We start from the raw sequence: 14,537 nt of genomic DNA on the forward strand, positions 1-14,537 counted from the left end.
CGGTCGCCGTGGCTATTCTGGTCCCGATGACCGCCCCCATCCCGGGCATCGAGGCCGCCGCCGCCGGACCGGCCCGAACTGTTATCGACAGTTCCTCGGCCAAGATCACCTACACCGGCTCCTGGCGCAGCACCCGCGATGCCGCCGACCGGGGTGGCTCCGTGCGGTTTCAGTTCAGTGCGGGCAGCGCGTCGATGACGTTCACGGGAACCAACGTGGCCTTCATCACCCGCACCACCACGAGCTCGGGCAAGAGTACCGTGTCGATCGATGGCAAGGTCGTCGCCACGGTGAATGCGTACTCCGCGAGAACAGTGCACCAGAAGACCGCGTTCAGCACGACCACCCTGTCGAGCGGCAGCCACACCATCAAGATCAGTCGAACCGGCAAAAAGGATGCCCGCTCGAGCGGCACCAACAGCATCGTCGACGCCTTCGTCGTGAACGCCACGACCAGCGTGGCCCCGGCTCCGGAACCCGCGCCCGTCCCCGCGCTCGCGCCGTCGACCGGAGTGCACCGCTATGCCGACTGCCCCGCCGCGACGACGACGGTGCACACCGCCGACGAGCTCATGGCGGCCGTCGACCGCGCACGGCCCGGCACCGTCATCAGGATGGCCCCCGGTACCTACAGAGGCCAGATCGACATGCACGCCAACGGCACTGCCTCCAACCCGATCTGGGTCTGCGGCTCGCGCGACGCCGTGATCAACGTTGGCGGCATCCAGGACAACCACGGTATCCAGGTCAAGAACTCCTCCAACCTCGTGATCGCGGGCATGACCGTGACCAACAGCCTCAAGGGCATCAGCGTAATCAGCGGCACGAACGTGACCATCGCCGACACCCGCATCGACCACATCGGCTATGAGGGCATCCACCTGCGCGCTTTCACGACCGACAGCACGGTCGTCGGCAACACCATTTCGAACACCGGTAAGCGCGACGCATCCTTCGGCGAGGGCATCTACATCGGCACCTCGGAGAACAACTGGTGCGCCCAGACCAACTGTAAGCCCGATCGAACCGACGGCACCCGGGTGCTGTCCAACCGCATCAGCCTCACCGGCGCCCAGCCGATCGAGGTCAAGGAGGGCACGTCAGACGGCGTCATTCGCGACAACGTGATCGACGGCGCCAATGCCATGAGCGATGCCGAAGAGTGGGTCAAGGTCAAGGGCAACGACTGGACCATCGATGGCAACCGGGGCTCCAACAGCCCGCTGCACGGATTCGCAGTCAACGGCAGTGTCGATGGCTGGGGCTTGCGCAACACCTTCACCGGCAACTCCGGGGCGGTGAACGCCGGCGGCTTTGCCTTCTTCATCCACGAGAAGGGCCGTAAGGGGTCGAGCGACACCGACGTGTCGTGCTCGAACTCGGTCACCCGCGCTGGCGAAGGCCTCTCCAACATCGCCTGCACTCGATAGCCGAAATTCTCACGGCCCTCAATGCGCTCAGGGAGCGCGTTGAGGGCCGTTTGTCGCGCGCTCAGCTTCACGATTTTCGAGGTTGACAAAAGACTCAACAGTTTCAGATTTTCTCTAGGCGCTTTCACAGGAATGACGGATGCCACGCCGCGGCTACCCCGCTCGGAGGCCCGCAGGACACGCCCCCGTTTGCGGGGCATAGCCCACAATGGGCAATAGCACTGATCAGGGCGAAATCGTCGAGGTCTTTTCAGTTTCGGCCATCCGGCCACACGGGAGCACCCCGAAGCCCTCCCGCGCGCGCTCGCGCGAGGCGAGGCGCGGCATCCGCTCAGATTGCGCCCACAAACCCATTTACACACGGGTAACGCGCAGCAGTTCAGACGCTAATTGACAAAAAGTGATCACGGCAGCGCGAAGCCGAAGTTCACGAAGATCATGTGCGTCGTAATCCCCCGGGTTCACGGACGCCACCAACTGTCCATGAATTTCCGGAAGGTCCACAATGCTGTTCCCCCGCATCTCACGCCGCGCCATCATCGCCGCCGTCGCCATCGCCGCGCTGGTTCCCCTCACCGCGATGATCCCCGTCGGCGTCGCCTCAGCCTCCGCCGCCACTGCGCCCGCCGGCACCACGGTGGTCGACAGTAGCTCCTCGCAGGTCAAGTACTCCGGCACCTGGCTCACGACGGGCTCGCCGTCCGACAACGGCGCATCGATCAAGTACGCCGGGGCCACGTCGAGCGCCTCGCTCACCTTCACCGGGTCAACCGTGGCCTACGTGACACGTATGACCAGCAGCTCAGGCACCAGTGACATCGCCATCGACGGCAAGGTCGTCGCCACGATCAACGGCTACTCAGCCTCGACGAAGTACCAGCAGAGCCTGTTCAGCACCTCGAATCTCTCCAGCGGAACGCACACCATCAAGGTGAGCCGCACCGGCCAGAAGGATGCCCGTTCCACCGGAACCAGCAGCATCGTCGACGCCTTCGTCACCCTGGCCCCGGCAGGCACGACGACGACACCGGCCCCTGAGCCCACCCCGACTCCGGTTGCTACCACGGCTCCGGTACAGGCCCCGGCCGGCTCGACCACCTTCGACAGCGCCTCGGCATCGGTCTCGTATGCCGGTACCTGGCGCACCTCCGGCTCGGCCAATGACTCGGGCGGCGGAGTGCAGTTCACCACGACCTCAGGCAGCGCCGCGTTCACCTTTCAGGGCACCAGCGTTGCCTTCATCACCCGTCTGACCAGCAGCTCGGGTACGAGCACCATCGCGATCGACGGCCAGACCGTTGCCACGGTCAACGGTTACTCGGCGACCACGGCCTACAAGCAGAACGCGTTCAGCACCACGAGCCTCTCGGCAGGAACCCACACCATCACGGTGACCCGCACCGGTCAGAAGGATGCCCGCTCCACCGGTACCAGCAGCATCGTCGACGCGTTCATCGTGTCGGCCGTGCCGAGCACCGCGCCGACCCCGGCTCCGATCAGCACCCACCGCTACGCTGACTGCCCCGCTGCCACCGTGAACGTGGCCACGGCCAGGGAGCTCATGGCCGCGCTCGCCCAGGCCCAGCCCGGAACCGTCATCAAGCTGGCCCCCGGCACCTACAACGAGCAGATCAACATGACCGTCAATGGAACCGCTTCCAACCCGATCTGGGTCTGCGGACCGCGCAGCGCCGTGATCAACGTCGGCAGTATCCAGGACAACCACGGCATTCAGATCACCAACTCGTCCAACCTCGTGATAGCCGGCATGACCGTCACCAACAGCCTCAAGGGCATCAGCGTGATCCGCAGCAACCACGTCACCGTTGCCGACACTCTCGTCGACAACATCGGCTACGAGGGCATTCACGTTCGCGCCTTCAGCACCGACAACACCATCGTCGGCAACACCATCAAGAACACCGGAAAGCGCGACCCGTTCTACGGCGAGGGCATCTACATCGGAACCTCAGACGCCAACTGGTGCGCTCAGACCACCTGCCAGCCCGACAACACCGACCGCACCCTGCTCATGGCCAACAACATCAGCCTGACGGGCGCCCAGCCGATCGAGGTCAAGGAAGGCACGTCGAACGGCATCATCCGCGACAACGTCATCGACGGTGCCAACGCCATGCCCCGCGCCGAGGAATGGGTCAAGGTCAAGGGCAACGACTGGAGCATCTACAACAACACCGGCAAGAACAGCACCATGCACGGCTTTGCGGTCAACGGAAGCGTCGCCGGCTGGGGACTGCGCAACGTCTTCTTCGGCAACACCGCCCCGGTCGGTGCCGCCGGCTACGGCTTCTTCGTGCACGAGCAGGGCAGCAAGGGTGCCAGCGGCACCAAGGTCTACTGCTCGAACACCGTCACGGCCGCCGGTTCCGGCTTCTCGAACCAGTCCTGCATTTCATAACACACTGTCTGCTCGCCGGTCGAGCGCAACCTGCCAGCTGCGCTCGACCAGCGGAAAGACAGCGGCCGCCGAATAGGTAGTCTCAAAGGCGGATCTGGCCAGATCCGCCTTTTTGGCGCGCCAGGCGGCATCCGTCATCGCGTGCCGCAGGGCCGCCTCGAGCGAGTCGGCGTCGCCGGGCTCCACGATCATGCCCACACCGTTCGCCAGTACGGCCGGCACGCCGCCGACCCGCGTCGCCACAACACAGTTCCTCCGGGCCATTGCTTCGAGAATGAACATGGGCATCGCCTCGTCGCGGGAGGGCAACACGGCGATCGCCGACCGCTCCAGCAGCTTCATCAGTGCCTCGTGGCTGAGCGCCCCCACGAATTCGCCGCGGGTCAGCGGCACTGCGGGTTGGTCGACAATGGGGCCAGCGATGACCAGTTTCCAGAGCGGATGCTGCGGCGCAATCCGCTGCCAGACCGCCACCAGCACATCGATGCCCTTACGCGTGCTGACCGCACCGCCGAACACCACGAGCGGTTCGATCTCGCGCCGCACCCCGTCGGCGACGGCATTCGGCACGAGCACGACGCGCTCCAGGGGCACGAACTCGGCGGCCGCGGCCTTCGACTCGGCCGACAGGGTCAGCACCACGTCGGCCGCGCGTAGGACACGCCCGACCAGGCCGGGCCGTTTCTCGGCAAAGTCGGCGAAGGAGCTGCCGTGAAGCTGAGCGACCGTGGCGAACCCGCGCGCGTGGGCCAGGGCCAGCAGCGCGCCTTCGCGCGCGAAGGACCCGCCCTGCGACAGGTGCGCGATCACCACGGTGCGCTCGGGCGTGGCCAGGCGCAGCACCTTCCAAAAAGCGGATGCCGCCAGCCCAGCTGCTCGCACCCCGCCACTGCCGTCCCGCGACGAGACCATGCGCAGATCGAAGTCAGCGAAAGAATGTGCCAGATAGCCATTGACGACCTGACTCATACCGCCGGCGACTTCGCCGCTGCGCCCGATGTGCACGGCGAGGAGGCGCTCGGACTGCGAAGCCGGAACGAACGAAACGCGGGTCGGTCCGGGACTGGACGCGGAACTGGTGGCACTGACCGCTGCAGGGGACGGGTTCACGATGGCGATCGGTTCGGTGTCGCCCGGTTCAGAATCGATGGACTCGGCTGCAACGACCACGGCATCGTCGGACTCGACGTCGTTCGAGACGGTATTGATCGGACCCTTGTCGCCCGCTTCGGCGAGGCTCACCGCACGCTCTCGTCGCGCAGCACCTCATCCAGCAGCCGGCGCACGGTCTGCAATTCGTGCTGGGCCTCGACCAGGCCGGCCAGAATAGCCGTGCGACGGCCCAGCAGATTCTGCAGCCGTTCAGCGATTTCGGCGGCAGCCAGGCCCGCGCTGACAATGCTCACGTCGTGCAGTCCGGCTGCGGCGAAATGCCGAGCGATCTTGTCTGACTTGGCGTCGACCAGGAGCGCGGCCGGAACCGCCCCCTCGGTGAGGGCGCCGACGAGCACGTGCAGTCGATCACTCACGGTGAGCGCCGCCCGCCGATACAGGGCACGCAGGCGTTGTTCCTGCTCGTCATGCCCGGTGCCGTTCCAGCGCAGCGCCTCGCCGCCGAGGTCGGCGGCAAGTTGGCCGCACTTGTCATCATCGCGCAACACTTGGGTGACGCACCAGATCTGCAGGCCGTTGTCGGCCGCAACGGCGCGCACCCCGGCGAGCCAGGCGGCGCTCGGGTACTCGAGATCGGAGCGCATCGACACGACGAGCACGTCGCGGCGGGCCGTGGCACCGGCATCAGCGCCGCTTGAATCAGCGCTGCTGCCGGCGAAGGCCAGGTCGGGCATGATGCTGCCCTGCCCGAGATACCCGGCCGTCGCCGCATCCCGCCACAACGACACGTTCGACAGCGCGATGGAAGGCCCCATCAATGCTCGCGGCAGCGGCGCGAAGTTTCGGCTGCCCACTCCGACCCGGGCGACGCGACCGTGTCGAGCACGCACGAGTGCGAGCACTGGCAGCATGGCGAGGTGCTCTTTCATGCCGATCAGGGTCAGCTGGATCTCGCCCGGTTTGAACACGTACGAGGCGCGGCCTCGGGCCGCACTGGCCAGCGCCGCGGCATACCACCGGCGAAACGAACGATACTGCACGTCGACCGGGGTGAGACCGAGCCCCTCGGCATACCCGTCGGGCGCCTCACCGACATAGACGTGCAGCGGCCCGCTCGCCCGCAACCAGTCAAGCAATTGGCGGCGCAGCAGAATGTCGCCGATGTTGTCGTACTGGCCGCGGGCGGGCACGAAGATGTCGCGCAGCATCCGCTGGGGAGAGCTCCCCTGGCTCATCGGTCGCTGGGCAGCGGAATGCGCACACCGGTGTCGATGGCACGGCCGGCAGCGAAGCGGATGACGTCGGCCGTGAGGTCGGGCGAGTCAACGGCTCGGGCGACGCCGAGGTATTCGGCGAGCTCCGCGATCTGCATCTGGTGGTCATCGACGTGTTCACCGCGGTGCTTGCGGCGGGTCACGAGCACCGGAAAAATGCCCATTTCGAGCAGTCCCATGAAGGTGCCGACACCGGCGTGGGTGATCACAACGTCGGAGTTCAGGGCCGCATCGACGAACTGTGCGGTCGGCATCATCTGGTGCACCTGGCCGGGAAGGTCGGTGCGCTTGGTGGTGAAACCGAGCTGCCAGACGGTGCGCTCATCGGCCAGGCCGCTGGCGAGCACGGCGTCGACGAGGGAGTCGAAGCGGTAACCCTCGATGGTGCCGAGGGTGACGAACAGGCTGGGGCGCTCCGGCGCTGGCCGAATCAACGAATGGTAGGTGGACAGCACGCTCGGGTGCGTTCGCCACCGGTTGGTGGCCCAGGCTGGATGCTGGGTGCGTACGCTGACCAGGTGGCTGGCGGCGAGCATCCGCCCGCTGAGCGATGGCCCCTCGACGCGCGAGACGCTCTCGATGTAGAGGCTCGGCACGCCGCTGATCGCGGCCTGCGGCAGCGCCGCGACGGCGAGACCGGCGCCGGTGCTCACTGCCCCCTCAAACGTTTCGTGCCGGAGCACACGGCGAACGATGCCGGCCGCGCGCATCATTCCGAGGTAGTCGCGGGGACGCACGTACGGCACATGGATGCGGCGCTGGCCGGCCAACAATGACCGGCTCTGCATGGAATCAAAGGTGACCCAGAGCGAACTGGGCGAGGCACCCAGCCCGGGCGCCAGCCGCACCAGCTGGGCCAGGTGCCCGCCGGTGGAGGCGACGAGCAGAAGCTTTCGTTGCTGGGAGGGCAACGAATCGATCGGGTAAGACGAGTGCACGGACACTGAGGCTCCCTTCGGGTAAAGCCTTTGCGGAACTGTTTCGAACGTGCGTCTTCGAACGTGCGCCAAACGTAAATGGAACGGGTGGATCTACCAGGTGACGCGGGTAGGGGTGTCTGATGGGGCAGACTCGCTGTCGGGCGGGGTCGAGCGACTCGGTTCGCTCGTCTCCGCGTCGATCGCGGTGGTCGCACGGGGTGCCAGGCGGGAAGTAGCCGCGAACCCGGCGCCCTGCACGAGCGCGTCGGGACCGCGAGTGGGAACCATGGCCAGTACGACACCGAGGGGCGTCGTGCCGACCGCTTCGAGGGCGTCGAGGGCGGCGAGCAGTTCGGGTTCGCGCACCCGGTTCGCGCCGACGACCAGAATGGTGCCGCCGGTCCAGCGGCTGAGCACGGCAGCGTCGGTCACCGCGAGCACCGACGGGGCGTCGATGAGCACGTAATCGTAGCTGCTGCTGAGCACGTCGAGCACCGTGCCCATGGCGGTCGATCCGAGCAGTTCGCTCGGGTTCGTGGGAATTTTGCCCGACGACAAGACGGTGAGCGGATGCTGCGCGCCCCACGATTGCAGGGATTCCTTGAGCTGAACGTCGCCCAGGAGCACCTCAGTCAGACCACGATCGGCGTCGAGGCCCAGGTAATCGGCGAGCCGGGGCGTGCGCAGGTCGGCGTCGATGACGGCGACGGTCGCACCGCTCTCGGCCAGCACGATGGCGAGGTTCACGAGCGTCGTGGTCTTGCCCTCGCCCGAAACGGAGGAGGTCACGACGAGGCTGCGACGACCGGTGTCGGCGTCGGCGAATTCGAGGTTGGTGCGCAACACCCGAAACGCCTCAGCGCGGGCGGTGGAAGCACCGTCGGGCGAGATGATCGGATTGGCGCGGGCTTCGAGCGGAATACCGCCGAGCATGGGAACAACGGTGAGGCGTTCGATGTCGTCGCGGTTGTAGATGCGGCGGTCGAGCAGCCCGAGGATGAGCGCGGTGACCAGTCCGACGAACAGCCCGATCAGCAGTCCGACGGCGAGGTTGAGGTAAAGCTGAGGCAGCGCGGGGTTATCGGGGGCGACGGCGGGGTCGAGCACGCCGACCGTGACCGGGCTGGCACCGCCGTCAGCGGGCTTCTCCAGCTGGTTGATGACGACGTCGGTGAAACTTTCGGAGACGGCCTGCGCGAGCTGCTGGGCGGCATCCGCTGTAGACGCAAGCGCTGCGATCTCAATGACCGCTGAGCCGGGCTGGGTGGTGGCCGTGACCCGCTCGGCCAGGTCGACCGCGGTCTCATCGAGGCCAAGGCTTGCGATCACCGGGTCGAGCACGCGGGGGCTCGTGGCGACGTCGAGGTAGTACGGCAGCTTCTGCACGACGAAGTTGTTGCCCTGCACGAGGTCACCGGGTGTTGAGCCGTTTTGAATCTGGGCGGCCACGAACACGCGGGTGGAGGCCTGGTACTGCACGGGGGTGATCAGCGCGGCTGCTGCTCCACCGACCACGCCGAGCAGGACGAAAGCAACAATGAGAATCCATCGCTTTCTAAGTATTCGAACCAGTCGTTTTAGTTCCATGGGCACTTCTCCCCGCGTGATCGACGCATCGTGCTTCGGGTGCACGATGACAGAAACCTATGTTGGCATAAAAATCCTCACTTTTGGACCGTCAGTATCGAGGATTTAATCAGTCCGTGATGAGGAGTTAACTAAATTGTCGATCAGAAACTGACGAATACTCGCGCGCGTGGTCTCGTCGAGGAGCTCCAATGCGTGTCGTTTACCGGGTTTCACGTCGAGAGTGACCGGTACACCGACCGCTTTGAGCGCGAGAGCCATGGCCTCCCCCTGTTCGACGGGAACAAGTTCTTTTTTTGAAATGGCGATGTAGAACGGCGGGTCGGTCTTGTCCACGGAGTACAACGGCGACGCCTCGCGGGAATTCGGGCAGTCGGTGAAGTTGGAACAGCCGAGGTATTGCAGAATGGAGGCGACCGCCGTCTTTGACGGGTCGCCGAGCAGGAGTCCGTTTTCGGTGAGGTCGACCGCCGGCGACATCGCCACGACCGCCGCGACCCGGTCTCCACTGGTGAGGCTGCCGGTACCGTTGGTGCCAATCGAGGCAGCGATGATTGCACCGGCCGAACTGCCGAACAATCCGATGCGTTCGGGGTCGATGCCGAATTGCGCGACCTGGGCGGGGTCACGCAACCACTCGAGCGCATCGGTGACATCGTTCACCTGGGCCGGGTAAGCAAATTTCGGTGCCAGGCGGTAGTCCACCGAGAAGGCGGCGATGCCGCCGTCGGCCAGCTCTGAGCAGAGCGCGGTCATGCCGCCGAAGTCTTTCGTGCCGCTGTCGAAGCCGCCGCCGTGAATGAGGATCATGGCCGCAATGGGACTCTTCTTGCCCTTCGGCAGGCAGGCGTTCAGCAGTAGCTTCTGGCCACGGGCTGTACCGTATTGCAGGTCGTTCTGCAGCGCGACCGAGTCGCTGTGCGCGTCGGCGACTGGCGTGGTGGGGGTGGCTGAGCATCCGCTGAGCAGTAGACCAGCGGCCAGCAGTACAGCGAATGCCCCGATCAGGCCAGATTTCTTCACAACAGGTCTCCGTTCAGATGAGCCCGACGCGAGACCGATGTGGTCTGGCGTTTGCGGAACGGGCTGACCCAGAGGAACGAGAACCGGCGCAGGAGCTTGGCGAGGTAGAGCGAGGCGACGAGCACGATGGCCGCGAGCAGGAACGGCAAGGCGTTGCCGGCCCGTTCGAGCCAGAGTGATTCGGCGAAGGGCGCGAGCAGCGCGAGGGCGCCGGCCACGAGGAACAGGTGCAGCAGGTAGATCTGAAAGCTGTATTGGCCGAGGGTGTTCATGAAGTTCAGCCATTTCACTCGCACGAGCAGGGTGGCCAAGGCCACGCCCATCGCCACGGCGACCGCGCTTTCGAGCAAAATCAGCCCGGGAACTCGGGAAAGGTGCAGCGGCACGAGCAGCACGGCGAGGCCGATATACGCGGCCACGAGCACGATGGCGTGCCACACCCGCACCCGAGCCGCCAAGCGGTAGACGGCGTGAGGAAAGTAGACCGCGGTGATGAAAAAGAGGAAATTGGCCGCGACGCGGTCCCAGCCGACATTGTCGAGGTCGAGCACTCCCGGCGTGGTCGACAGCACGGCCACGGCACCGGCGAGCCCGATTTGCGCCGGGACCGGCAGTTTACGTAGCAGCCAGGCGAGCAGGGTGAAGATGGCCAGAGCCCAGATGAACCAGTAACTGCTCGTGGGCCAGACCGGGAGGAGTGCGATGTTGACCAGGTCGGTCGGGGATCGCTCCGTGCCGCGCAGGTGCGGAACGATGAGGTAGAAGACCACCCGAATGACCGACCAGAGCAGGTAGAGGTAGACCAGGGTGAGCAGGCGGCGACGCCAGAGATCCTTGAAGTTCCAGGTGAGCATGCGCCGGGCGGTGAGACCGGCGATGAAGAAGAACACCGGCATCGGAAAGTAGCTGAGCACGAGGCGCAGTCGCGGCGTGCTGCCGGCCAGGCCGAGGTCGTTGAGAAACAGCGACGAGTGGTAGAGCACGACGAGAATGATCGCCGCGCCCTTGGCGAAGTTGATCCACTCGCGGTTCTCCGCCCGTATCTCTTTCACAAGCGAAATGTACACGAGAAAAACTCAGTATGGAATCTCGACCTCGGTTGTCGGGCCGCTGCGGGCCCATAACCCGACCCTCACACCACGCCATTCGGCATAACTCCTGCAATTCGCGCCGGGCCCGACGGCGCGCCCCCGGAAACATGCGGAAGTACGTTTCGGAGGTCAGAAATCGCAGGAGTTATGCCGGGCGTTCAACGTAGAGCGCCTCAGGAGGCGGTTCAGACGGCTACGTAGCGGGGAATCAGGTCATCGAGCAGGGCGGCCGTGTCTGGCCAGCCTTCGACGGCAACGCACTCCACGCCGAGAACCTTGACCGGGTAGTCGTTTCCGTTCTCGTCGAGGCGATCGCCGACGAACAGCATGTCGTCGAGGGTAACCCCGGTGAGGTCGGCCAGGCGCTTCATGCCGTAGGCCTTGTCGATGCCCTGCCGGGTGATATCAACGGATGTCGACCCGCCGGAGCGCACCTCGAGGTCGGGCAGCAGAGCCTGCACGGCTTCCCGCAGGGCATTCTTCTTCTCGCCGGTCGGGTCCCAGGCGATTTTGGACGCAACCGGGGCAGCCTGGCCGAGCGCGGAGAAGGTGATCTGCGACCCGCGGTCTTCGAGGATCGGACCCCACGTGTCGCTTTCCCAGTACCCGAGGTCGCGGGCGGTCTGCTCGACAGCCTGGAGCGCCCGCGCCTTCTGGTCGTCGCTGAGATTCTCGGCGTACACCTGGGTCCAGCCTTGGGCGTCGCTCCGGTAGTACTGGGTGCCGCAGGTGGGCATGAGGTGCAGCCGGGCGAGCTTCTCTGCACTGATCTCGGGCAGGTTGTCGATGATCTGCGCCTGGAACTGACCGAACTGGCCGCCGGAAATGATGCAGACCTCGGTGACGCCGAGCAGCTTCACGAGCAGGTCGATCATGGTCGGGTCGAGCGCGGACTTGGACGGCGCGAGCGTATCGTCGAGGTCGAAGGCCACCAGGCGGGGAAGAGTAGGCATCAGGCCACTCTATCGGCGCGGGCCGGTTACCGGCCGGGCGCGGCGCCGGCCACGCGGGCTAAGCGAGTTGTTAGCCTGAGCGGATGCGTACTGACTTCGACCCAGAGACCCTGCCCCGCCGCGACTTCTACCGCCTGCTCAACTCGCTCGTGGTGCCGCGGCCGATCGCCTGGGTATCGAGCCGGTCGGCGGAGGGTGTCGACAACCTGGCGCCGCATTCGTTCTTCACCGTGGCATCCGTTTCGCCGCCCATCGTGCAGTTCACCTCGGTGGGGGTAAAGGACACCGTGCGCAATATCCTCGCGACCGGGGATTTCGTGGTGAACTTCACGCCGGAGTCGCTGTTTGCGGAAGTCAACGCCACCGGCACCGATTTTGGGCCGGAGGAGAGCGAATTCGATCGCGCCGGGCTCACCCGCGAGCCGAGTGCGACCGTGGCCGCCATGCGGGTTGCCGAGTCCCCCGCGGCGATCGAGTGCCGTCTGCATTCCACGCTGTCGATGGGTGATTGCACTCTCGTTTTCGGCGAGGTGACGCACGTGGTGGTGTCGTCTGCGGTGTTGGACGGGGAGCATCCGCTCATTGAGAAGCTGCGACCGCTGTCCCGGCTCGGCCTGGACGAGTGGGGAACCATCGGCGAGGTCAAAGAGGTCAAGCGCATTCGGGCGAGCGACTGGCCGCGCGAGTTTCGGCCGCGCGAGCGCTGAGGGCCTGCCGAATCTCGCGCTGGCGCGTGCAGCATTCGACCAGCTTATGAGCGCCCCCACACACGAATGGCCGATCGAGCGGATGCCGCCCCCCGCGGCAACTAGGCGGCCGGCGGGAACAGGGCCTCCGCCAGCAGCGGGCCGAGCTGGTTGCTCGCCTCGCGCACGAAGTGCTGGCCGTCGAAGAACGCCGGGCAGGTGTTGTCGACACAGAGCCACGGCACGACGTTGACGTACTGGGCGAAGTCGCCGAACTTTTCGAGGCTCCCTGCTCGGTCGCGACCACCTTCTGGTAGAGGCTCGAGGGGCTGTAGGTGCAGTCGGCGGGGGCGCTCGTGAGGGTCTTGCACTCGGCGAACGGCGTGCTGGCCGGCGGCGGGGAGAGCACAGCGACGTGGTCGGTCGACCCCTGCACGGCCGTGATCGTGTCAGCGGTCGCGGTCTGCCACTCCGTGAGGGCTGCGACTCCCTCGTTGCCGCTGGCCAGGCGCACGATGGATCCGGCCAGGCTCGACATGATCACGAGATCGGGCGAGAGCCGCGCGACCTCGTTGTAGACCCAGGAGTGGTGGTCGTCGCAGGTGGCGGCCGAGGCGTCGGAGGCGTTCTTGGGCGCCACCGAGATGTTGACGGCCGGGCAGGAGAACATGGTCAGCGACTGCACGTTGTAGCCGAGCGGTTCGAGGGCGGCGCGGATGGCGGGCATGTAGCTGATGGCCATGGAGTCCCCGAGCAGAACTGCGGTTTTGGTGGCCGCAGGGTCGCCGTAGACGCACCCCGCGGCGTTCTTCTCGCTGACCGATAGGCAGTTGTCGTCGACCCATTCCGGGGCGCCGGAGCTGTCGCCGAGGGCGCCGAAAGCGGGGGGTGGTCGCCGGCCAGGCGGTCGACGCCAGTGCTGCGGCGATGTCGGACTGCCGCGTGGCCAAGAGGGTAGCCGGTGCGTCGGGCGTTTCGGGACCAACGTCCGCGCCGACCGGGGCCGGGTCGGCCTGGGGGGGGTGGAGGACGTTCCGCCCCTCAGAGCGATAAACGACACCGAGACGATGACGAGGGTCACGACGACCAGGGCACCGATCCAGGCTTGGGCTGGGGTGATGCCGAAGTGGCGTGTGGTGGCGGGGCGGAGCATCCGTTCTCGCTTTCGGGTTTGGGCAGTTTCGAGCCAGAGCGAGTGGCGGATGGGGTCCTCGACGAAGTGAAAGGAGAACACCGAGAGGGCCACCATGAGTACGACGGTGAGTGGCAGGTAGACCGGTGAGTCGGTGGCGAAGACGGTGGCGAGCAGAATCACGACCGGAAAGTGCCACAGATAGAGGGAGTAGGAGATTTTTCCGACATAGCGGCTGACCGGGTGGGTCAGCAGAAACAGCAGGCGCTGTTCGGGCTGTCCGATTCCGGCGGCGATAACCAGGGCTGCTGCCCGTCGCGGGCGAAGATCACGATGAGCAAGAACGGCCAGACGAAGTAGAACTGTTCCTCGACCGCGAGCGACCAGTAATGCTGCAACGGGGAGACGGCGTTGGTGGCCTGCAGGTAGTCGGTACCGACGGCGGCGAAGTGCCAGTTGGCCACGAACAGGGCCGAGTAGACGCCGTCCCACAGGGTGCTGAAGGCGCGGGCGCCGGGCAGCAGCAGGTAGCCGATGGCCACGGTGACGACGAGTACGAGGAGCGAGACCGGCAGGATGCGGCGGATGCGGCGGCGGTAGAAGCCGACGAGGGAGATGCGGCCGGTGCGGGCATGCTCCTTGAGCAGCAGGCTCGTGATGAGAAAACCGGAGATGACGAAGAAAATGTCGACACCGATGAATCCGCCGGAGGGCCAGCCGAGCAGGTGATCGAAGATGACGACGATCACGGCGACCGCGCGCAGGCCCTCGATGTCGCCACGAAAGGTGCGCGTGGCGGACTTGCCGCCGGTGGGCCCGGCCGGGTCGGGTGCGCGCTCGTGGCGCTCCAAGGTGGACTGAACGGACATGTATAGCCTCCGACTCGGGTTTCGGAACTGGTACCTGTTC

General features: G+C 65.8%; 12 protein-coding genes. 3 read left to right on the forward strand and 9 right to left on the reverse strand.

Annotation, left to right across the window (positions count from 1 at the left end):
* Positions 1 to 26: 26 nt before the first annotated feature.
* Both BLS91_RS03220 and BLS91_RS03225 read left to right on the forward strand, forming a co-directional pair.
* Positions 27 to 1,430, forward strand: a complete 1,404-nt coding sequence (locus BLS91_RS03220; protein WP_134505174.1) for a right-handed parallel beta-helix repeat-containing protein — start codon at positions 27 to 29, stop codon at positions 1,428 to 1,430.
* 505 nt (positions 1,431 to 1,935) lie between these two features.
* On the forward strand, positions 1,936 to 3,849 hold the full coding sequence (locus tag BLS91_RS03225) for a right-handed parallel beta-helix repeat-containing protein (protein WP_092339162.1): 1,914 nt from the start codon (positions 1,936 to 1,938) through the stop codon (positions 3,847 to 3,849).
* Here BLS91_RS03225 and BLS91_RS03230 read toward each other — a convergent pair.
* The 7 genes from BLS91_RS03230 to BLS91_RS03260 all read right to left on the reverse strand — a co-directional run bounded on the left by BLS91_RS03230 (position 3,844) and on the right by BLS91_RS03260 (position 11,810).
* Entirely contained in the window at positions 3,844 to 5,091 is a 1,248-nt protein-coding gene (locus BLS91_RS03230) for a glycosyltransferase family 4 protein (protein WP_092339164.1), read from the reverse strand. The genes BLS91_RS03225 and BLS91_RS03230 overlap by 6 nt on opposite strands.
* Complete coding sequence (locus tag BLS91_RS03235) at positions 5,088 to 6,197, reverse strand: hypothetical protein (protein WP_134505173.1); 1,110 nt, start codon at positions 6,195 to 6,197, stop codon at positions 5,088 to 5,090. Before BLS91_RS03235 ends, BLS91_RS03230 begins: the two co-directional genes overlap by 4 nt.
* Positions 6,194 to 7,180 carry a glycosyltransferase gene (locus BLS91_RS03240; RefSeq protein WP_198412721.1) on the reverse strand — a complete coding sequence of 329 codons (987 nt, stop codon included), beginning with the start codon at positions 7,178 to 7,180 and terminating at the stop codon, positions 6,194 to 6,196. Before BLS91_RS03240 ends, BLS91_RS03235 begins: the two co-directional genes overlap by 4 nt.
* A gap of 87 nt (positions 7,181 to 7,267) precedes the next feature.
* Positions 7,268 to 8,743 carry a tyrosine-protein kinase domain-containing protein gene (locus tag BLS91_RS03245; protein WP_092339168.1) on the reverse strand — a complete coding sequence of 492 codons (1,476 nt, stop codon included), beginning with the start codon at positions 8,741 to 8,743 and terminating at the stop codon, positions 7,268 to 7,270.
* 105 nt (positions 8,744 to 8,848) lie between these two features.
* Positions 8,849 to 9,766, reverse strand: a complete 918-nt coding sequence (locus tag BLS91_RS03250; RefSeq protein WP_092339170.1) for an alpha/beta hydrolase — start codon at positions 9,764 to 9,766, stop codon at positions 8,849 to 8,851.
* Entirely contained in the window at positions 9,763 to 10,818 is a 1,056-nt protein-coding gene (locus BLS91_RS03255; RefSeq protein WP_158252819.1) for an acyltransferase family protein, read from the reverse strand. Before BLS91_RS03255 ends, BLS91_RS03250 begins: the two co-directional genes overlap by 4 nt.
* A 224-nt stretch (positions 10,819 to 11,042) precedes the next feature.
* The gene (locus tag BLS91_RS03260; protein ID WP_092339174.1) at positions 11,043 to 11,810 is read right to left on the reverse strand and encodes an HAD-IIB family hydrolase; all 768 of its coding nucleotides are present in this window, start codon (positions 11,808 to 11,810) and stop codon (positions 11,043 to 11,045) included.
* An 83-nt stretch (positions 11,811 to 11,893) separates the two neighbouring features.
* Between BLS91_RS03260 and BLS91_RS03265 the strand changes: the two genes are divergently transcribed.
* A complete protein-coding gene (locus tag BLS91_RS03265) occupies positions 11,894 to 12,517 on the forward strand; it encodes a flavin reductase family protein (protein WP_092339176.1) in 624 nt (207 codons plus the stop codon).
* Here the strand turns inward: BLS91_RS03265 and BLS91_RS03270 are convergent.
* Positions 12,462 to 13,811 (reverse strand): SGNH hydrolase domain-containing protein, encoded by a 1,350-nt coding sequence (locus BLS91_RS03270; protein WP_092339178.1) that lies wholly within the window; start codon positions 13,809 to 13,811, stop codon positions 12,462 to 12,464. The two genes, BLS91_RS03265 and BLS91_RS03270, sit on opposite strands and share 56 nt — an antisense overlap.
* 65 nt (positions 13,812 to 13,876) lie before the next feature.
* Positions 13,877 to 14,497: an acyltransferase family protein gene (locus BLS91_RS03275; protein WP_092339180.1), complete on the reverse strand. Its 621-nt coding sequence runs from the start codon at positions 14,495 to 14,497 to the stop codon at positions 13,877 to 13,879.
* Between the last annotated feature and the right edge of the window lie 40 nt (positions 14,498 to 14,537).

Origin of the sequence: Cryobacterium flavum (genome assembly GCF_900103805.1) — a bacterium.
GTDB lineage: Bacteria > Actinomycetota > Actinomycetes > Actinomycetales > Microbacteriaceae > Cryobacterium > Cryobacterium flavum.